The following is an 18800-nucleotide window of genomic DNA, read 5'->3' on the forward strand; positions in this document are numbered from 1 at the left end:
TTTATTACAGCGGTTATTTTCCAGCTTCTGAAAGTTTATAATCCCCATTCCCTTTTTTTGCCACGGATTCGCTATGCGCATATTACACACCTCGGACTGGCATCTGGGTCAAAACTTTTACAGCAAGAGCCGGGCAGCGGAGCATGAAGCGTTCCTGAACTGGCTGCTGGACACGGCCCGATCGCACGAGGTGGATGCGATTATTGTTGCGGGTGACATTTTCGACACCGGTTCGCCGCCAAGCTATGCGCGTGAGCTCTACAACCGCTTCGTGGTAAATCTGCAACAAACCGGCTGTCATCTGGTGATTGTCGCCGGTAACCATGACTCCGTCGCAACGCTGAATGAATCCCGCGACATCCTGGCCTTCCTTAACACTACCGTGGTGGCCAGTGCCGGACATGCGCCGCAGATCCTGAAAAAACGTGACGGTACACCGGGGGCGGTGCTGTGCCCGGTTCCCTTCCTGCGCCCACGCGATATCGTGCAGAGTCAGGCGGGGATGTCAGGCGGGGAAAAACAGCAGCATCTGCTGCAGAGCATCACTGACTATTATCACCAACAATATACCGATGCCTGCGCCCTGCGCGGTGAGCAGGCCATTCCGGTGATTGCCACCGGGCACCTCACCACCGTCGGTGCCAGTAAAAGTGACGCGGTACGTGACATCTATATTGGCACGCTGGACGCCTTCCCGGCACAACATTTCCCGCCAGCGGATTATATCGCGCTCGGACATATTCACCGGGCACAGGTCATTGGCGGTTGCGAGCACATTCGCTACTGCGGCTCACCCATTGCGCTCAGTTTTGATGAGACCGGCAAAGCCAAATGTGTTCATCTGGTGAGCTTTAACGAGGGCAAACTCAGCGCCGTGGCGTCGCTGGAGGTGCCCGTCACCCAACCGCTGGCGGTGCTGAAGGGCGATCTGGCGGCCATTACCGCCCAGCTGGAGCAATGGCGCGGTGTCGAGCTAAATCCCCCCATCTGGCTGGATATCGAAATCACAACCGACGACTATCTGCATGATATGCAGCGTAAAATCCAGGCACTGACGGAAGATCTGCCCGTCGAGGTCTTACTGGTACGCCGCAGCCGCGAACAGCGCGAGAAAGTTCTACTGGGTGCGCAACGTGAAACGCTCAGCGAACTGAAGGTGGAAGAGGTATTTGAACGCCGACTGTCGCAGGAAGAGATTGACGACACAACGCGCGCAAGGCTTAACGAGCTGTTCCGCCATACTCTGCACGCGCTTACTGATGAGGAAGACAACGCATGAAAATTCTGAGCCTGCGTCTGAAAAACCTCAACTCCCTGAAGGGCGAGTGGAAAATTGATTTTACCGCTGAGCCGTTTGCCAGCAACGGACTGTTCGCCATTACCGGCGCGACCGGTGCCGGAAAAACCACCCTGCTCGACGCCATCTGTCTGGCCCTTTACCACGAAACGCCCCGTCTGCAAAAAGTCTCCCAGGCACAAAACGACCTGATGACCCGCGATACTGCCGAGTGCCTGGCCGAGGTGGAGTTTGAGGTAAAAGGCACCGCATACCGCGCGTTCTGGAGCCAGAACCGCGCGCGAAATCAGCCAGACGGGAACCTGCAGGCACCGCGCGTCGAACTGGCGCGCTGTGAAGACGGTAAAATTCTGGCCGACAAAGTGACGGATAAACTGGAGCAAACCGCCGCGCTCACCGGGCTGGATTATGGCCGTTTTACCCGTTCAATGTTGCTCTCTCAGGGGCAATTTGCCGCCTTCCTCAATGCGAAACCGGGCGATCGCGCCGAACTGCTGGAGGAGCTGACCGGTACGGAGATCTACGGCCAGATTTCAGCAATGGTGTTCGAGAAACATAAAGCCGCCCGTACCGCGCTTGAGAAGTGCGAGGCGCAGGCCGCAGGCGTGGTGCTACTGAGCGAAGCGCAACAACAGCAGTTACAGCAGAGTTTGCAGGCACTTACTGAGGAAGAGAAAACCCTGCTGACTCAGCAGCAGAACCAACAGCGAGATTTTCAGTGGCTGACGCGCAACGACGAGCTTATTCGCGAGCAACAGCGCGTCATGCTCATGCAACAGCAGGCGCAGCAGGCCCTGACGGAGGCCGCGCCTGAGCTGGCAAAGCTCCAGCTTGCGCAGCCCGCCGCCCAGCTTCGCCCCCTGTGGGATAGCCAGCAAGAGCAGACCACGCGCCTCGGGCAGACAAAACAGCGCATTGTCGAAGTAAATACTCGCTTACAGGCCAAAACCGCGCAGCGCTCGCGCATCCGACTTACGGCACTGCGTACCCATCAACAACTGCAGATCGATCTGACAACCCAGGCAACATGGCTTGCGGCGCATGAGCGTTACCGCGTGTGGGGCCAGGAGATTGCCGGCTGGCGCGCCCATTTCGCGCAGTTGAACCGCGATAAACATCAGATTGCCACACTTGCAGCACGTGTTGCGGAATTACGTCAGAAGCTCGCCGACATGCCGGAAAACGCCCTGACGCTGACGGCGGATGACGTCGCGGCGGCAATGGAGCAACAGTCCCGGTCACGCCCTTTCCGTCAGCGTCTGACGTCACTTCATGCCCGCTATCAGCCACTGCAAAAACGGCTGCAGCAGAACGCGGATACCCGGCAAAAGGCGCAGGCCGAGCAGGTAAAACTCAATGAAACGCTCACGCTTCGCCGCCAGCAGTACAAAGAAAAAAACCAGCACTATGTCGATCTGAAAGCATTGTGCGAAAGCGAAGCGACGATCAAAAAGCTGGAAAACTACCGTTCGCAGCTTGAGGCGGGTAAACCCTGCCCACTGTGCGGTTCCAGTGAACATCCTGCCGTTGAGACGTATCAGGCGCTTGAACTCACCGATAACCAGCGACGCCGGGATGCGCTGGAAAAAGAGGTCGCCGCGCTGAAAGACGAAGGCCTGTTGGTGCTGGGACAGGTCAATGCCCTGACGCAGCAGATCCAGCGAGAAACAGACGAAGCACAGACGCTCTCTCAGGAAGAGCAAGCGCTCACTAAAGAGTGGCAGGAGGTCTGCGCCACCCTGAATATCTCATTGAATATTCAGGAAGATATTGCCCCGTGGATGAACGAGCAGGAACAGTACGAACGTCAGCTCTATCAGCTCAGCCAGCGCCTGACCCTGCAACATCAGCTTAACGAACAGCAAGCGCAGGAGCGCCAGTATCAGCAGCAGCTGTCGGCTACGCGGCAGGCGCTGGAAAACGCCCTGCTCGCACTGTCACTGAACGTTCCTGAAGAGGGATCAGAAGCCGCCTGGCTGCAGGCCCGGGAAGCGGAATTCAACCTGTGGCAGGAAAAACAGACGCAGCATGCGGCGATTCAGGAACGCATTAATATCCTGAAACCTCTACTCGACACGCTTCCGGCAGGCGATGACACCGAGGCGGAACCGGCCATTCCTGAGAACTGGCGCGAGATCCACGACGAATGCCTGTCCCTGCAAAGCCAGCTTGCCACCCTGCAGCAGCAGGAGGGTCTGGAAAGCGAGCGGCTACAGCACGCCACAACGCAGTTTGCCACCGCCCTGGCAGCCAGCTGCTTCGCCAATCGGGAGGCCTTTCTCGCCGCGCTGCTGGATGAAGAGACCATCCGCCGTCTTGAGCAACGCAAGCAGGTACTGGAGAGCCAGCTTCAGCAGGTAATCGCGCTCTGCGGGCAGGCTGAACAGCAGTTGCAGGCCCACCAGAGCCAGCGACCGGAAGGGCTGGACGCGAACGCGCAAACCCTGCAGGCACAGCTACAGCAGCTGGCGCAGCTGCTTCGTGACAACACCACCCATCAGGGGGAGATCCGCCAGCAGCTTAAGCAGGACAGCGATAACCGTCAGCATCAGCTGGCGCTGATGCAGCAAATTAACGAGGCCTCACGTCAGGCCGAAGACTGGGGTTATCTGAATGCGCTGATAGGCTCCAGCACCGGGGATAAGTTCCGCAAATTCGCCCAGGGTCTGACACTGGATAATCTGGTCTGGCTCGCCAACCAACAGCTTAATCGCCTGCACGGGCGCTATCTGCTCCAGCGTAAAGTCAGCGACGCACTGGAGCTGGAGGTGGTTGATACCTGGCAGGCCGATGCCGTGCGCGATACCCGCACGCTCTCTGGCGGCGAAAGCTTCCTCGTCAGTCTTGCGCTGGCGCTGGCGCTTTCTGACCTGGTGAGTCACAAAACGCGAATCGATTCGCTGTTCCTGGATGAAGGTTTTGGCACGCTCGACAGCGAAACGCTGGACACCGCGCTGGATGCGCTCGACGCGCTAAACGCCACCGGGAAAACCATCGGCGTGATAAGCCACGTCGAGGCCATGAAGGAGCGTATTCCGGTGCAGATCAAAGTGAAGAAGATTAATGGACTGGGGTATAGCAGGCTGGATAAGGAGTATGCGGTGCAGTGAAAGGCGGATCGGTGCGGTCTGGTGCCCTCACCCTGGCCCTCTCCCACAGGGAGAGGGTACAAACATTAAAAACCGCAACGTGCGTTGCTGTTTTGCTTTTATTCCGGCCATAACCACGCTGCGCCGCGCACGCCGCTGGAGTCTCCGTGGACGGCTTTGCGGATTGGGGTTTCGCATTCGCCACCGAAGACCCACTGTTTGACGAGAGCAGGCACCGTTGCGTACAGCCGGTCGACATTGCTCATCCCACCGCCCAGCACAATCACATCAGGATCGAGAATGTTCACCACATGCGCCAGCGATTTCGCCAGCCGCATTTCGTAGCGGCTCAACGCCAGTTCCGCCACGGGATCCTGCTCCTCAACCAGGCGCATAATCTCGTTCCCCTTAAGCGGCTGACCGCTCAGGCGGTGGTAATCCGTGGCAAAACCGGTGCCGGAAATAAACGTCTCTATGCAGCCCTGTTTTCCACAGTAGCACGGCACTTCGACACGGTATTTGAGTTCATCTTCATCCATCCACGGCAAAGGGTTATGTCCCCACTCCCCCGCCGTACCGTTACCGCCGATATGCGCACGCCCGCCGAACGCCACACCGGCCCCGCAGCCGGTACCGATGATGACAGCAAATACGGTCTGAGCCCCTGCCGCCGCACCGTCGATGGCCTCTGATACCGCCAGACAATTCGCGTCATTCGCCAGACGCACCTCGCGCTGCAGACGCGCGCTCAAATCTTTATCAAAGGGCTGGCCGTTGAGCCAGGTAGAGTTGGCGTTTTTCACCACCCCGGTATAAGGCGAAATGGACCCGGGAATGCCCATCCCGACGCTGCCGGCCTGTCCTGTCGCCTGCTCTGCCATCTCAACCAGCCGGGCAATCGTCTCGATAGTCTGGTGATAATCGTCGCGCGGCGTGGGCAGACGGTGACGGAAAAGTTGTTCCCCCTGCTCGCTCAGTGCGATGACTTCTGTTTTGGTGCCGCCCAAATCAATCCCAATACGCACAAGACTCTCCTCATTATTTTGATTATCAACAGAGTAGAAGCACGCTTCCCGATTAGCAATGCAAGCGATGCGACAATTCGTTATCATGCCCGCTGATTTAACGACAAGGCCGTGGAAATTATCATGCTGTGGTTCAAAAATTTGATGGTTTACCGTCTCAGCCGCGACGTTTCGCTGCGTGCAGAAGAGATGGAAAAACAGTTAGCCGCTTATACCTTTTCCCCTTGCGGAAGCCAGGATATGGCAAAAACCGGTTGGGTTCCGCCAATGGGTTCACAAAGCGATGCCCTGACCCACGCCAGCAGCACGGGTCAAATCATTGTTTGCGCCCGTAAAGAAGAGAAAATCCTGCCCACGCCGGTGGTGAAGCAGGCGCTTGAAGCGAAAATTTTCAAGCTTGAAGCCGAACAGGGCCGTAAGCTGAAAAAGACTGAAAAAGATTCTCTGAAAGACGAAGTGTTGCACTCCCTGCTGCCGCGCGCGTTTAGCCGCTTCAGCCAGACCATGATGTGGATCGATACCGTCAACGGGCTGATCATGGTGGACTGCGCCAGCGCCAAAAAAGCGGAAGATACGCTGGCCCTGCTGCGTAAGAGCATCGGCTCTTTACCGGTGGTGCCCCTGGCGCTGGAAACGCCAATTGAGTTAACCCTGACCGAATGGGTGCGCAGCGGCACGGCGGCACAAGGCTTCCAGATCCTTGATGAGGCCGAGCTGAAGGCCCTGCTTGAAGATGGCGGCGTCATCCGCGCGAAAAAGCAGGATCTGGTGAGCGACGAGATCGCCGTGCACATTGAAGCAGGCAAAGTGGTCACCAAACTCGCTCTCGACTGGCAGCAGCGTATTCAGTTCGTGATGTGTGATGATGGCTCTGTTAAGCGTCTGAAGTTCTGCGATGAACTGCGCGATCAGAACGAAGATATCGATCGTGAAGATTACGCCCAGCGCTTTGATGCGGACTTTATCCTGATGACCGGCGAGTTGGCCGCGTTAATTCAGAATCTGGTGGAAGGCCTCGGCGGAGAAGCGCAGAGATAATTTTCCCTCCCCCTGACCCTCTCCCCAAAGGGGAGAGGGAAGAGGATTATTTCAGATAGCGGCACAGATAAGAGGTCGGTTCAGCAACCTGCAGATGGAATTCACTGTGGCCAGGGACGTTGAAAACTTCGCCAGCAGAGTAAACTTTCCATTCCGTTTCACCCGGCAGTAAGACGTTAAGCGCACCGCTCACCACTGTCATCTCTTCAGCTTCGGCTGTACCAAAGGTGTATTCCCCTTCAGCCATCACGCCGACACTGGCGCGGCCAGTGCTGCTGCTGGTAAAACCAATGGATTTCACTTTACCGGAAAAGTATTCGTTACTTTGAAGCATGAACTGGCCCTTATATTTTTTAGATAAAAATCCACTATAGGGGCCATGCTCATGACCTGTCACGCAAAATCATCAGGCCAGCAATTCTGAGGCCAGACGCGCCATCAGAACATTCGACAACAGTACCGGTACATCAAGCGCTTTTTGCAGTAAATCGCGATGATGCTGATGAAACCCCAGGCAGTCGAGAATTAACACATCTGCCCCGCGTTCCAGTAGCTCCTTCCCGGCCGCAATGAGTTTGGCCTCACTGTCCCAGAACGGATTTGCCAGGGCATACAGAGGCGTTTTTTCAAGCACCTGCCATTTTGCCTCCTGGTTATCCATCAGTTCTTCAATGGGCACAATCACCCCGACCTGGTGCCCGTCAACAATCGAGGCCACCAGTGGCGGAATGATCCGCATCGGCTCCAGCAAAATCGCATTACGAGCGACGAGTCCTTTGATGGGTGCGGTACTCATGAGCAAAATAACGTCATACCCTTGATTATCGAGCACTTCTATCACTCCCTGAAGCGCGCGCTCGACTTTCTGACGGGATACATGTGCCAGTTTACCGTCACTTAATAACGTCGCCAGGGGATCCTCCCCCGCCTCGACAGCGTAGTCTTCCATGACCTCTTCCCGGCTTATCTTACCCAGCAGGCTAAGATGCGTGATCTGTTGTTCAGATACATGCTCGGTTAAGAGCGGTAATACTTCGCTTACAGGCACCACACCAATGGTGAGGATCGCCAACGTCGCCTTCATCTTCATCGCCTTCCGTTACTACCAAAACTTTCACACAGGCACAGGCTCACTACGCTGTGCCGTTCATTTTTTCAACAAAACAGCACCAAGCGTAGCAGGTGATCCGCACACCGAAATGTAAAGATCGCCTGCCCATTTCGAAGCTACCTGTAATAACTAAATATTAACTCTTGCTTAACATTAACGATGAGTAAAAAGTGTGATGTGCGCACGGTATTAGGCCATTCAGGAATTGACTCACGACTTATCGGGATCTTCGTAGCGCCGTTTGGCATCCAGCGCTTCCTGCTCGGTTTCGTGTTCGCTGATCAGCGAGTCGGGTTTGGGGTGATCGGCACGCAGTTGATACCAGGTCACGGTGCGATCGCCCTGGCCTTTTTCTATGGTAACGATACGTGCTTCACGCGGATAGGGAGGTCTGGTTGGCATAGCTCATCCTTTTATTATGTCAGAGCTATAAGTATAGACGGCGGTTAGCTGGCACAAGCCAAACGCAGGGCGGTAATAATCTGAATAACAACCTCTTCGGGTGGCGCTGACGCATCCACCACGTGATGTGCCGCTTCGCGGTATAATGCATCGCGCTCCGCCAGCACTTCGCTCACTTCTTCGCTGAGCGGTCTGGAGGTCAGCGCAGGGCGTTGCCCCTCTTCCGGAAACGCTTCCAGACGCCCCACCAGGGCAGCCACCGGCGCACAGAGGTAAATCACAATCCCTTTTTCGCGCATAAAGTGGCGGTTATATTCCGCCAGAATAATCCCACCGCCCGTGGCAATCACGGCATCGGGTGCCGTCACCGCTTCCAGCGCGGCCGTTTCACGGCTGCGAAAGCTTTCCCAGCCCTCTTTTTCAACGATTTCCGCGATGGTTTGTCCGGCCTGTTTCTGCAGCCAGTGGTCAGTATCAATAAAATGGCGTTGACAGGCGCGCGCCAGTTCCAGGCCAACGGTGGTTTTCCCACAGCCGCGGGGGCCAACTAAAAAGATGGGTTGGGTCATAACCAGGTGTTTCCCCTTGATGCCGGATGGCCGAAGAGTGTAAAGAAATAATTGCAGAAGATGTTGCGTTTACTTTACTGCAAAGCGGTACGGGATGACAACCCTGTCACCGCCATACTGTACCATATTTGACAATGATTATCATTACGCTGTGCGGCGCTTCACTTCCAGCAACCACTTATCCAGCTCTGCGGCAAACTGCTGGCGGTCACGCTGAGATAGACTGTCTGGCCCACCGGTCTGCACGCCGCTGGCGCGAAGCGTATCCATAAAATCGCGCATGGTCAGTTTTTCCCGAATGGTTGCTGGCGAGTAGCGCTCACCCCGCGGGTTCAGGGCTGCGGCCCCCTTCTCCAGTACCTCTGCGGCCAAAGGAATGTCCGCCGTGATCACCAGATCCTCAGCGCTGCACAGCCGTACAATCTCGTTATCCGCCACGTCAAACCCGGCAGGCACCCGCAACGCACGAATGAATCGGGAAGGGGGTACGCGGATATTCTGGTTTGCCACCAGCGTAAGCGGCATCTGAACGCGCTCGGCAGCACGGAACAAAATCTCTTTAATCACATTCGGACACGCGTCCGCATCAACCCAAATCGCCATAATGTCTCCCCATATTGATACTGGCGACTATTGTCGCCTGCATTTCGTTGTTAAGCTATCAATCAGAGAAAACAACGCATAACGACGGAGAAACGTGATGGAGAAGAAAATCGGGTTTATTGGCTGCGGTAACATGGGCAAAGCCATCCTGGGTGGCCTGATCGCCAGCGGGCAGGTCCTGCCGGGTCAGATTTGGGTCTATACACCATCACCGGATAAAGTCGCGGCGTTGCGTGATGAGTATGGTATCAACGCAGCCGAAAGCGCGCAGGAAGTGGCTCAGGTCGCCGATATCGTCTTTGGGGCGGTTAAACCGAACATCATGATCAAAGTGCTGAGCGAGATCACCTCCAGCCTGAACAAAGACACGCTGGTGGTATCGATTGCCGCAGGCGTGACGCTCGATCAGCTGGCTCGTGCCCTGGGCCATGACCGCAAAATTGTACGCGCAATGCCCAATACCCCCTCGCTGGTTAACGCCGGGATGACGTCCATCACCCCTAACGCGCTGGTGACGCCGGAAGATGTGGCCGATGTGCTGAACATTTTCCGCTGCTTCGGTGAAGCGGAAGTGATTGCCGAGTCGATGATCCATCCGGTGGTGGGCGTGAGTGGTTCTGCACCTGCGTATGTCTTCATGTTCCTGGAAGCGATGGCGGATGCTGCGGTGCTTGGCGGTATGCCACGCGCGCAGGCCTACAAGTTTGCCGCACAGGCGGTGATGGGTTCAGCCAAAATGGTGCTGGAAACCGGCAAGCATCCAGGGGAACTGAAAGATATGGTCTGCTCGCCTGGCGGCACCACCATCGAAGCGGTGCGGGTGCTGGAAGAGCGCGGATTCCGTGCGGCGGTCATTGAAGCGATGGCAAAATGCATGGAAAAGTCAGAGAAACTGAGTAAGTCCTGACCGTCTGAGCCGGATGTCAGGCGGCTACCTCGGTCCGTCCGCGTCCGGCATTTTTGGCTTTATACAGCGCGATATCTGCCGCTTTTAGCCACTCCCGATAGTGACCAAACTGAGTCCCCCACGGGGCGATGCCGACGCTGATGCGAAGTCGTTCGTTCGGAGCACAGGGCAACGACAGTTTTTGCAGCCGCTCGTGTACGCGCGACATCGCCGCGATGGCACTTTCTGCCGGGGTGCCGGACATAATTATCGCGAACTCATCGCCTCCGAAACGGCCAATATAATCCCCTGTCCGCAGCGTCATCTGTAGCTGCCGGGTAATGGCAATAATCGCTTCATCACCCACATCATGCCCCCAGGTATCGTTAATGCTCTTGAAGTGATCGATATCGATAAGCAGGATCGTTGTCTGGCAGTGACCCCGGCGGCACTTCTCATATTCATTTCGCAGCAGCGTTTCCCAGTAGCGCCGGTTGTAGACGCCAGTCATACCATCCCGGGTGCTCATCACTTCCAGTCTTCGTTTATTTTCCGCCAGACGGATTGCCGTCTGGTGGCTCACCCAGGCAAAGAGCATGGGGTAGAGCATAAAGACCGGCAACGTCAGCCACCACTCCAGCGGTCCGGGAGAGAGCACCACAACGTTTCCGGTGAGCTGGAGGGTCATGACGGCGGATAAAGCGATCATGGCCATGCCCGCGAGAAATAAACGACAACCGCCGGATCCCATCATGTTCATGCCGATCATCATGACCAGCGCTGCCGATGGCAGGGCATTGACGCCCATCAGGGCAATCCATATTCCGGCAATAAGGGCATCGATCTTCAGGTTGATGATTTCACGGTGAAAAGGCTCGGATGAGCGGCAGGCGAACTGCCAGGCAAGATGTGGCCAGATAAAAGCCCAGCTAACCAGTAATAACCACCAACCGCCGGGCAAAAAATGGGTCACCAGCACACCGGCAATGGGAAAAAACATCGCCGCCAGGCCAACGATTCGCGCCAGACGGACTCGCCGGGCAAAGCGTATGCCGGTACGGTGTGAGTCATCCTGAGAAAGGTTTTGAAGCCAGTCTTCCCCAATACGCTCTTTATTGTAAAAGTTTTCGTCGTTCATCATATTTTGGGAATATTCTGAAACATTTTCCCAAATTATAGAGAGGGGGGATGCGGGGAAAGTATGAAATTTCGGGTGAGCCGGCGTCAGGACTCACCCGATAGGACTATGCCTGTTTCTTGAGGCAAGCGCTCATGAACTTGCTGCGATCGTCGCCTTTAAGCATCTGTTCGGTCGCTTTCGCATTACATTCGCGCATTTTTTGCTGCTGCGGTGTCAGGCTTTTCTCATCCGGTTTGGATGCACCATTTTTGAGGCAATCGCTCATGTAGGTCTTACGGGCATCCCCTTTCAGCGCTTTCGCTGTCGCCTGCTGATTACAGGTCGTCATACGCTGTTGTTGCGGTGTTAAGGTCTTTTCTGCCGCGTTCGCTGAAGCCATCATGAACACGCCTGAGAGCAGACCCACCAGTATTGTTGTTTTCATTGCACCATCCTTTTGTGAAGTTCCACTGTAAGTCTGGTACCTGGCGGCGGAAATGGCCGCCAGGCATTCACTTATTTCAGACCCAGTGCCGCACGCATAGTGTAGAACAGATCCGTTTGATCGGTCAGTCCCACCACGTTTGCGGCATGCGGGCCGTATGCCGCAATGCGCAACTGCGTACCGGTATGTTCCATCGACTCCTCTTCCGAGTTGCCATAGCTCATCACCATCACCGCACCATCTTTGGTATTCAACGCCTGAGTCAGACCGGGCGCTTTGGAATCTGCCGGGATGATCTGGCTGGCGTGCGCATGGTCAGCAGTCACCACGACCAGGGTATTACCATCTTGCTTCGCGAACGCCAGCGCCTTCTGTACCGCTTCATCCAGATCAACCGTTTCGCCTATCTGGCCGCACGGGTTAGCCGCATGATCCTGCTTATCGATTGACGCCCCTTCAACCTGCAGGAAGAACCCTTTATCGCTCTTGCTGAGCAGTGAAATGGCTTTCTCCGTCATCGCCGCCAGTGTCGGTACGCTGTCAGTACGTTTCGGATTCGCTGTACAGGTCACCGCCGGTTTATCGATGTTGCCGTGGTAAGACGCTTTCGGTCCCTCCCAGCGCACGGGCATGTTGCCGTCAGCAAACAGTCCCAGCAGCGGCTTGTCCTGATTCGCTTCGGTAATCCCGGCCAGAGAAGCGGCATCACTCACCAGTTGATAACCGCGAGCCTGTGCCTGTTCGCGCAGCGTTTTCCCCTGCCACTCACCCGCCGTGGCGGTTTCTGCGAAGGTTTTCGCCCCGCCGCCCAGCGTTACGTCAGGACGCGCGTTCAGCATCTGTTCGGTGATCGATCCTTTCCCGCCTTTTTCCAGCGCGTTGCCGGGACATTTTTCACTGGTCACAGACGGGCCGTAACATTTACGCGAGGTCACATGCGCGACCAGCGCCGCAGGCGTCGCATCCTGGATCTCAGCGGTGGAGACGTTGCCGGTTGCCAGCCCCGCCGCTTTCGCCATCTCCAGAATGGTTTGATGATCTTTTTCGTGAATATCCACGCCCAGCGCACCATTATAGGTTTTTACCCCTGTTGTCCAGGCGGTGGCAGAGGCGGCGGAATCCGTTACGTAGTCTGGTTTACCGGTTTTTTTATCCAGCGAGTAATGCGTATATTGTCCGGTCAGGGGCAATGCGTCGATGCCTTTAAAAAAGCCGCCAGCACCCTCGGCATAATTTCGCGCCGCCGTTATTTCGGAATCCCCCATTCCATCGCCAATCAGTAGAATAATATTTTTAGCCGGTTTATCATTCAGCGAAGCGCGAATGGCTGCGGTTTGATCGTCTGACAGTCGACGTGCGCCGCCTGGCTGGGTGATATCTCCGGTTGCCGCACGATTATCCAGCACGTGAGTATTGGTCGTTTCGGCATAAATGGCAGGGGTAATAAACAAAGGAAGTAATGCAATGAAAAGTGCGCTCTGCTTCAATTTATTTTCTCCATGTACAAATACATAAAAAATAAAACAGAGCGACTATAGGCATCCAGCATGACAATTCTATGACGGGCCGTCAGGAACTGTGACGGTTTAGCTGCGCGGATGCCTTAACAGCTTCTTTACGTACTGGTGGAGCATTTCAGCATCCTGAACCGGTACCTGGGAATCAGGCCTGGCGCTGTCCAGCGCACCTTCAACGCTTTCAATCAGTGCCTGTTGATCGGTTTTGGCCATCTGCCGGAGCAGTGCTGTAACCACTATTTCCAGTGCTTCGACCTGGGCGACCAGTTCTTTTGACTCTTCTTCCTTTTGTGCAAGCTTGACCAACAACTCAGCAATGAGATTTTTCATCGTGCTATTTCCTTATGAGTTTTTCCAGAACTTAGCATTCTGAATGAATAATGCAAAGAGGAGAAAAGTATTATCTTATGCAAAAGTGACGTCGCTGCCAGAATAGAGATTGCTGGCCGTCAGCGAAACGTTTTTCTCAAAAGAAAAAGCCGCATTTGGTTATAAAAAAATGCGGCGACCATAAGAATATATAATGCATTACCGAAGACAATTATCGCGCCGATTTCGTCTCCGCTATTTGCCGACGGCGTCGCAGGGCAATCGCCAGCTGGATAATATTGATCAACACCACCATCGCCGTGGCTGCAAATACCCAACGAAAACCCGCCATCGCCGAAACCGATGCACCAATAAGCGGACCGGCAACATTGCCCAAATACATAAATGACTGGTTATAGCCAAAAATACGGCCTGTCACCTGGTCGCTTGAATATTTCACCAGCAAGGTCTGCACCGCAGGTAACATGGCACCATCGGCAAAGCCAAGCAGAAATCGCAGCACGCCGAGCTGAAGCGGAGAGGTGACGAACGACATCGCAAAGAAGAGCACCACGGCAAAAATCAGCGTAGCCATCAGGATGCGTGCCGTGCCGATCCTGTCACCCAGTTTTCCCAGCCGCGGCGCAGAAATTAACGCAGACACACCCGGTACGGCAGCGATCATCCCGCTGAGAAACGCAATATTATTGCTGTCTGGCTCCATCGATTTAATAAACAGCGCCAGAATGGGACCCACTGAACCGTTACAGAGCTGGATCACCATGGTGGTCACGAACAGGCTTATCATCAGCCCGGGATAAGGCAGTGAGGCAAAGACCGCTTTGCCGCTCAGCCGTTCAGATTTGCTGACGACCGGACGTCCGCCCTCTTTGATCAGAAACAGCGTTACCAGAAAACTGACCACCAGCAGGATGGCGGTAATGAAAAACACGGCGCGCAGACCCACATGGTCGGCCAGAAAGCCCCCTAACAGCGGGCCGCCGATCACGCCACTTATCTGTGCGGTGGAGAGCGTACTCAGCGCCCAGCCGCTACGCTCACGCGGCACCTGTGAGGCGACCAGCGCCATGGCGTTAGGAATATAGCCGGATGTCAGCCCCATGATCGCCCGCAGGATAAACAGCTGCCAGACGTTGGTGGCAAAGGCCTGCAGCAGAATGGCTATCGCCATCCCTAACGAAGCGCGCAGCAGCATCAGTTTGCGCCCTTTTCGATCCGCCAGGCTACCCCACATCGGTGACACAATGGCGGAAACCAGAAACGTCACGCTGAACGTCAGACCCGACCACATGGAGAGGGCTTCATGAGAGGTCACGCCCAGCTGCGAGACGTACAGCGGCAGAAAGGGCAAAATCTGGCTAATGGCCAGTCCGGTGAAGAAACACCCGAACCAGACCGAGATGAGATTAACTTTCCAGGATTCCATAAAAGAAATAGTCTTCATTTTTAGGCGAATTCGCTGACAGATTAGCAAGTTACCTGCTTCCGCGCCGTGCCAGAGATGCGGCCTTGCTGACTTTGGTGTTTTATCTTCCCAGTCATCATATTTGTGAAAGATGTCACAAATTATCCAATTTCTGGCGGAAGATTATGCTTCAATGGCAGAGTCCAAACCCACGCATCCCCAGGTGAAAATGGTTGGCATGCGCCGCGTTATAGTCCGGCCCCAGGCCGTTACCGTAATAGCCACAGCTCGCCGTCAGCAATGCCTGTAGCCACGGCTGCGTTTTTGTCGATCTCCAGCCGCGCAGGATGGTGACCCGTTCACCGTTCGCCAGCTGAAACGCGCTGATATCCAGCGCCTCTGCCGAGGCATGTTCACTGCGTCTTGCGTCAGGGCGGTGGTAAATATTGCGACAGGCATAGCTGCCCAGATGCTCAATACGCGTCAGCTCGCTTCCGGTCCAGGTTTTGGTGAGTGGCCGGGCCTGCTGGCTGACAAACAGTGCTGAACTCAGTGCGAGCGGACAGCTGGCCAGAAAACTGCTGTTCAGACTGACCGGCCCGAAGTCACGCACACGTACCACGTTGTGAAGAGGACATGCTCCGCCGGTGTCAGCTACCGGCTGTGTGCGGATAAGCGCTTTCTGATTGGCCTGCGATAACAGGCTGGCGCAGGCCTCGGGGGTTAAACGCCGGAGTTTATACTGGGTGATTTTACCTGGCGGGTCATCAAGCGTGAGCGGCGTAAAAGGGTTGTAGTAAGACGGCAACCAGCGGTAACCCACCGTTGCGACAGCCACCAGGATGATCACGATCAGCAGCGTTTTACCTTTCACACTCCCCCCTTTTTACTCCCCAAAACATTATGGCAGAAGGCCGCGAAACCCGCCGGGCATCGTGGTATGTTATTGGCTTTTCGTCAGACTGGAAGAGAGTGAGATGGCAAAGCAGCGCGTAGGTATTGTCTTTGGGGGAAAATCAGCGGAGCACGAGGTTTCGTTGCAGTCGGCAAAAAATATTGTCGATGCGATTGATAAAAACCGTTTCGACGTAGTGCTGCTGGGCATTGATAAACAGGGCCAGTGGCATGTGAACGATGCGAGCCAGTATCTGTTAAACGCCAACGATCCGGCACATATCGCCCTTAATCCTTCTGAAATCAGCGTCGCCACCGTCCCTGGCGTAGTGAAGGGGCAACTTATCGACGCCGGTAATGCGCAGGCGCTTGCTCAGATTGACGTCGTGTTCCCAATCGTCCACGGCACGCTGGGCGAAGATGGTTCGCTGCAGGGTATGCTGCGCATGGCTAACCTGCCATTTGTCGGTTCCGATGTACTGGGCTCTGCTGCCTGCATGGATAAAGATGTCACCAAACGCCTGCTGCGTGATGCCGGGCTCAACATTGCCCCGTTCGTGACGCTCACCCGTGCTAACCGCGACAAGTACAGCTTCAGCCAGATTTCCGCCCAGCTGGGTCTGCCGCTGTTCGTGAAGCCTGCGAACCAGGGCTCCTCCGTTGGCGTCAGCAAAGTGACAAGCGAAGCGCAGTTCACCGAAGCCGTTCGTCTGGCTTTTGAGTTTGACCACAAAGTCGTGGTTGAGCAGGGTATCAAAGGGCGTGAAATTGAGTGCGCGGTGCTGGGCAATGATTTCCCACAGGCAAGCACCTGCGGTGAAGTGGTGTTAAACAGCGATTTCTACTCTTACGACACCAAATATATTGATGATAAAGGCGCTCAGGTCGTCGTGCCGGCGAATATCGATCCGGCCGTCAACGATAAGATCCGGGCGATCGCCATCAACGCCTATCAGGCCCTTGGCTGCTGCGGCATGGCGCGTGTGGATGTGTTCCTGACGCCAGAAAATGAGGTCGTGATTAATGAAATCAACACCCTGCCGGGCTTTACCAACATCAGTATGTATCCGAAACTGTGGCAGGCCAGCGGGTTGAGTTACCCTGAGCTGATCACCCGTCTGATCGAACTGGCGCTGGAGCGTCATACTGCTGACAGCGCCCTGAAAAGTTCCGTAAACGGTTAATCGGTTCTCTTCACCGTCTCCGCCTCATCCGCTGTCGTCTCTTCAGGACGGCGGCGGATAATCAACCCGGCCAGCCAGAAACTGATCACCCAGGTCACCAGCCCAACGGCATAGGTTTGCCACCCTTTGGCTTCAAACCCCAGCAGCCCCACGACACCGTTAAGAATAAAGATCAGCCCGATAGCAAAGGCGTAGTAATGCCAGTCACGGCGTAGTTTGGACGTGAGTTTCATAACAACTCCGGCAGAAAAAAAGACATCCTCTCACAGTTTTACCATCAGGTCTGTGGCAGATGCGGAAATTCTGAAACGCGACGCAATTTCACTTAAGTGATGAAATTGTGATGTGCTGCAGAAATCGACAATCCAGGAGAATTCCGCAGGGCAAATTACCACGATTCTGATATTGACAAATGCTATGACCTGTCAAACTCACCCTGTACGAAGCGTATTAACAGAGTGATATATCCGGAGGTCTTTATGGCTGACTTTACCTTGTCGAAACCGATTTTTGGCGGCACCCCACCAAAAACCTCCACAGCGGGTAATATCGCTTATGCCCTGTTTGTCCTGTTCTGCTTCTGGGCTGGCTCACAGCTTCTCAACATGCTGGTTCATGCGCCTGGCGTCTATGAACATCTGATGCAGGTGCAGGATAATGGACGCCCGCGGGTTGAGATCGGTTTTGGCGTGAGCACCCTGTTCGGCCTCGTCCCCTTCCTCGCGGGTTGTCTGATTTTGGGTGTGGTCGCGCTAGTCCTGCGCTTGCGTCGTCGTCACTAAAGCCCCATACAGCGAGCCCGGCGATCGTCCACGCGTTTTGCGAACCATGCCGTAGTCAGGTTACGGGTGATTTTCGGGCTTTCCAGTTTAATACCCGGCAGGATTGCCCGCGGTAACGCTTTTCCACTCTTCTTCTCTGCCAGCGCGAAGACCTGCCTGTAGAGATCCGTTTTCTCAAACGCCAGGCTATCGCCCTTCTCCAGCTGACGGCGAATGTCGCTGTCACTCATGCCAAGCGTTGACGATAATTTCCGTACCGCCAGTTCCGTGGTGCCCGCCTTGCTGCTGCCGTAAGCGATGAGATCGCCGTCCAGCGCCAGTTTTACCCCGCTTGCACGGCTGACCGCACTCTGGAACGCTGCGTTTCGGCTGGCATACCAGCCCGCGTTAAAGTCGGCAAAGCGGTACAACGGCTCGTTATAACTCGCCGGATAGTTCAGCAGATGATACGTACCAAACCACAGTCCGCCGCGCAGGGAGAAGACCTCCTGACGCGCCGTCCCGTCGATTTTCCACGGATAACCGTCCGTATGTTGCTCAGCAAAGGCAATGCTGACCTGCATCGGGCCACCGGTATGCACCGGATTGAGCGAGCCAAACAGCTTCTGCCCCATCGGCACCATATTAATGAAATCATCAAAAATGGCGCTCAGCTGTTTCTCGGTTTTCACCGTATCCAGCCGATCGCTATAGCTTTTGCCGTTTGGCGAGGTGATTTTAAGGGCGGTATGCACCAGGAAAACCGGGATATGCATCGATTCCGCGCGACGGTCGATCTCTTTCCAGGCAATTTTGTTCAGCCCAGGCACCACCGGGTCTGACTGGTACATCGACTCCTGCTGCGCCACGGCCAGCACCGAGCAGATATTCTCCTCGGTGGGGGCAATTTTCTGGCTTTCAAAGGTCTTTGCTAAGGCCTCAGCCCACGCATTGCGGTCTTTGACCGTTGAGGGCATTTTTTGCCGCACAACGCTCGCCACATCCACAGGTTTCTCACCTTTTTTAAGCGGGGCGGCCCCTTTTTCGGCACAACCCGCCAGTACAAGTGCGGCGAGTAAGGACAGCGATAACGTGCGCGGTACGGCAAAGGACATAGCAACTCC

At 55.3% G+C, this 18800-nt stretch carries 20 protein-coding genes; 6 read left to right on the forward strand and 14 right to left on the reverse strand.

The window, feature by feature from the left end:
* Positions 1-73: 73 nt before the first annotated feature.
* Positions 74-1279, forward strand: a complete 1206-nt coding sequence (gene sbcD, locus NQ842_RS19240) for an exonuclease subunit SbcD (RefSeq protein WP_257256213.1) — start codon at positions 74-76, stop codon at positions 1277-1279.
* Positions 1276-4407: an exonuclease subunit SbcC gene (gene sbcC, locus NQ842_RS19245; RefSeq protein ID WP_257256214.1), complete on the forward strand. Its 3132-nt coding sequence runs from the start codon at positions 1276-1278 to the stop codon at positions 4405-4407. The genes sbcD and sbcC overlap by 4 nt, the downstream gene beginning before the upstream one ends.
* A gap of 98 nt (positions 4408-4505) precedes the next feature.
* Here the strand turns inward: sbcC and mak are convergent, their stop codons facing one another.
* Positions 4506-5411, reverse strand: coding sequence for a fructokinase (gene mak, locus NQ842_RS19250; protein ID WP_014830852.1), 906 nt, complete (start codon positions 5409-5411; stop codon positions 4506-4508).
* Positions 5412-5534: 123 nt separating this feature from the next.
* Here mak and rdgC point away from each other — a divergent pair, with 123 nt between their 5' ends.
* Positions 5535-6449, forward strand: a complete 915-nt coding sequence (gene rdgC, locus NQ842_RS19255) for a recombination-associated protein RdgC (protein WP_013095820.1) — start codon at positions 5535-5537, stop codon at positions 6447-6449.
* Positions 6450-6495: 46 nt separating this feature from the next.
* On the opposite strand, the gene ppnP is transcribed toward rdgC, so the two are convergent.
* From ppnP to NQ842_RS19280, 5 genes are all read right to left on the reverse strand, one after another.
* On the reverse strand, positions 6496-6783 hold the full coding sequence (ppnP, locus tag NQ842_RS19260) for a pyrimidine/purine nucleoside phosphorylase (protein WP_013095819.1): 288 nt from the start codon (positions 6781-6783) through the stop codon (positions 6496-6498).
* Positions 6784-6855: 72 nt separating this feature from the next.
* A complete protein-coding gene (locus NQ842_RS19265) occupies positions 6856-7533 on the reverse strand; it encodes an AroM family protein (RefSeq protein ID WP_014830850.1) in 678 nt (225 codons plus the stop codon).
* A gap of 237 nt (positions 7534-7770) precedes the next feature.
* Complete coding sequence (yaiA, locus tag NQ842_RS19270; protein ID WP_046888870.1) at positions 7771-7962, reverse strand: protein YaiA; 192 nt, start codon at positions 7960-7962, stop codon at positions 7771-7773.
* Between the two features lie 44 nt (positions 7963-8006).
* Entirely contained in the window at positions 8007-8531 is a 525-nt protein-coding gene (gene aroL, locus NQ842_RS19275) for a shikimate kinase AroL (RefSeq protein ID WP_014830848.1), read from the reverse strand.
* A 144-nt stretch (positions 8532-8675) separates the two neighbouring features.
* The gene (locus NQ842_RS19280) at positions 8676-9134 is read right to left on the reverse strand and encodes a YaiI/YqxD family protein (protein ID WP_014830847.1); all 459 of its coding nucleotides are present in this window, start codon (positions 9132-9134) and stop codon (positions 8676-8678) included.
* A 97-nt stretch (positions 9135-9231) separates the two neighbouring features.
* Between NQ842_RS19280 and proC the strand changes: the two genes are divergently transcribed.
* The gene (gene proC, locus NQ842_RS19285; RefSeq protein ID WP_014830846.1) at positions 9232-10041 is read left to right on the forward strand and encodes a pyrroline-5-carboxylate reductase; all 810 of its coding nucleotides are present in this window, start codon (positions 9232-9234) and stop codon (positions 10039-10041) included.
* 16 nt (positions 10042-10057) lie between these two features.
* On the opposite strand, the gene adrA is transcribed toward proC, so the two are convergent.
* From adrA to NQ842_RS19315, 6 genes are all read right to left on the reverse strand, one after another.
* Positions 10058-11161, reverse strand: a complete 1104-nt coding sequence (gene adrA / locus NQ842_RS19290; protein ID WP_257256215.1) for a diguanylate cyclase AdrA — start codon at positions 11159-11161, stop codon at positions 10058-10060.
* Positions 11162-11264: 103 nt separating this feature from the next.
* Positions 11265-11585 carry a phosphate starvation-inducible protein PsiF gene (gene psiF / locus NQ842_RS19295; RefSeq protein WP_014830844.1) on the reverse strand — a complete coding sequence of 107 codons (321 nt, stop codon included), beginning with the start codon at positions 11583-11585 and terminating at the stop codon, positions 11265-11267.
* 71 nt (positions 11586-11656) lie between these two features.
* Positions 11657-13072 carry an alkaline phosphatase gene (phoA, locus tag NQ842_RS19300; protein WP_047360791.1) on the reverse strand — a complete coding sequence of 472 codons (1416 nt, stop codon included), beginning with the start codon at positions 13070-13072 and terminating at the stop codon, positions 11657-11659.
* 99 nt (positions 13073-13171) lie between these two features.
* The gene (gene iraP, locus NQ842_RS19305) at positions 13172-13432 is read right to left on the reverse strand and encodes an anti-adapter protein IraP (RefSeq protein WP_014830841.1); all 261 of its coding nucleotides are present in this window, start codon (positions 13430-13432) and stop codon (positions 13172-13174) included.
* Between the two features lie 211 nt (positions 13433-13643).
* A complete protein-coding gene (locus NQ842_RS19310) occupies positions 13644-14858 on the reverse strand; it encodes a multidrug efflux MFS transporter (protein ID WP_063412479.1) in 1215 nt (404 codons plus the stop codon).
* A gap of 169 nt (positions 14859-15027) precedes the next feature.
* Positions 15028-15711 carry an extensin family protein gene (locus NQ842_RS19315; protein WP_194516471.1) on the reverse strand — a complete coding sequence of 228 codons (684 nt, stop codon included), beginning with the start codon at positions 15709-15711 and terminating at the stop codon, positions 15028-15030.
* A 103-nt stretch (positions 15712-15814) separates the two neighbouring features.
* Between NQ842_RS19315 and ddlA the strand changes: the two genes are divergently transcribed.
* A complete protein-coding gene (ddlA, locus tag NQ842_RS19320) occupies positions 15815-16915 on the forward strand; it encodes a D-alanine--D-alanine ligase (RefSeq protein ID WP_257256216.1) in 1101 nt (366 codons plus the stop codon).
* Here the strand turns inward: ddlA and NQ842_RS19325 are convergent.
* Entirely contained in the window at positions 16912-17148 is a 237-nt protein-coding gene (locus tag NQ842_RS19325; RefSeq protein WP_013095806.1) for a DUF2754 domain-containing protein, read from the reverse strand. The genes ddlA and NQ842_RS19325 overlap by 4 nt on opposite strands.
* A 246-nt stretch (positions 17149-17394) precedes the next feature.
* Here NQ842_RS19325 and NQ842_RS19330 point away from each other — a divergent pair, with 246 nt between their 5' ends.
* Positions 17395-17697, forward strand: coding sequence for a DUF2755 family protein (locus tag NQ842_RS19330; RefSeq protein ID WP_014830837.1), 303 nt, complete (start codon positions 17395-17397; stop codon positions 17695-17697).
* Here the strand turns inward: NQ842_RS19330 and NQ842_RS19335 are convergent.
* Complete coding sequence (locus NQ842_RS19335; RefSeq protein ID WP_257256217.1) at positions 17694-18791, reverse strand: DUF1615 domain-containing protein; 1098 nt, start codon at positions 18789-18791, stop codon at positions 17694-17696. The genes NQ842_RS19330 and NQ842_RS19335 overlap by 4 nt on opposite strands.
* Positions 18792-18800 lie beyond the last annotated feature (9 nt).

The sequence above is a fragment of the Enterobacter cloacae complex sp. R_G8 genome (assembly GCF_024599795.1).
Lineage (GTDB): Bacteria > Pseudomonadota > Gammaproteobacteria > Enterobacterales > Enterobacteriaceae > Enterobacter > Enterobacter dissolvens.